This is a genomic window from Altererythrobacter sp. C41 (assembly GCF_016803135.1).
GTDB lineage: Bacteria > Pseudomonadota > Alphaproteobacteria > Sphingomonadales > Sphingomonadaceae > Pelagerythrobacter.
Window position 1 is genome coordinate 1 of the sequence record NZ_JAEVFE010000025.1, and the last position, 1,374, is coordinate 1,374.

Below are 1,374 nucleotides of genomic sequence, written 5' to 3' on the forward strand. Positions count from 1 at the left end.
AGCTGCCGTCGGCATTGAACGTCAGGCCGGCCACCGCGGCATCGAGCGTATAGCTCAGCGTGTCGCCGTCGGCATCGCTGTCGTTACCAGCAACAGTGCCGGTCACCGGCGCAGCATCCTCGGTGGCTGCATCCGTGTCGGCAACCGCAATGGGCGCGTCATTGGTGCCGGTGACCGTGATCGTCAGCGTCGAGCTTGCAGTGCCACCGTTGCCGTCGGAGACCGTATAGCTTGCGACCACGTCGCGCGTCTCGCCGGCCGCCAGATCCTGATAGGCCGCATCGCTCGGATCGAAGCTGTAGCTGCCGTCCGCGTTCAGCGTCAGACCCGGCACCGCGGCATCAAGCGCATAGTTCAGCGTGTCGCCGTCAACGTCGCTGTCATTAGTGGCGACCGTGCCGGTCACCGCCGCAGCGTCCTCGGTCGCTGCAGCAACATCAGCCACCGCCACTGGTGTATCGTTCGTGCCGGTAACCGTGATCGTCAGCGTCGAGCTTGCAGTGCCACCGTTGCCGTCGGACACGGTATAGCTTGCGACCACGTCGCGGGTCTCGCCGGCCGCCAGATCCTGATAGGCCGCGTCGCTCGGGTCGAAACTGTAGCTGCCATCCGCGTTCAGCGTCAGACCCGCCACCGGCGCCACGAGTGCGAACGCCAGCGTGTCGCCGTCGGCATCGCTGTCGTTACCGGCAACAGTGCCGGTCACCGCCGCAGCATCCTCGGTCGCCGCAGCAACATCAGCCACCGCCACTGGTGCATCGTTCGTGCCGGTGACCGTGATGGTCAGCGTCGAGCTTGCAGTACCGCCGTTGCCATCGGACACGGTATAGCTTGCGACCACATCTCGCGTCTCGCCGGCACCCAGATCCTGATAGGCCGCATCGCTCGGGTCGAAGCTGTAGCTGCCGTCCGCGTTCAGCGTCAGACCCGCCACCGCGGCATCAAGCGCATAGCTCAGCGTGTCGCCGTCAACGTCGCTGTCGTTAGTGGCGACCGTGCCGGTCACCGCCGCAGCGTCCTCGGTCGCTGCGGCCGTATCGGCAACAGCCATGGGTGCGTCATTGGCAGATGTCACGGTGATGTCGACCGTGACCGCAGCGCTGTCGGTGGTCCCGTCGTTGGCGCGGTAGGTGAAACTGTCGGGTCCGGTGTAGTTTGCATCCGGCGTATAGACGAAGCTGCCGTCAGGGCTGAGCGTCAGCGTGCCGTTCGCCGGTCCTGCGACCACTATGGCGCTGAGCGCGTCGCCATCGGGATCGCTGTCATTGGCAAGAACGCCCGCCGCGGCGGCAATGGTCAGCGTATTGTCCTCATCCACCGTATAACTATCGGCAACAGCAGCGGGCGCATCGTTCGTGCCGGTGACCGTGATGG

General features: G+C 65.4%; 1 protein-coding gene. It reads right to left on the reverse strand.

Annotated features, from left to right (window positions below):
* Positions 1 to 1,374: Ig-like domain-containing protein (locus JNO53_RS15255; protein WP_203113634.1), on the reverse strand; the 1,374-nt coding region annotated here is incomplete at both ends.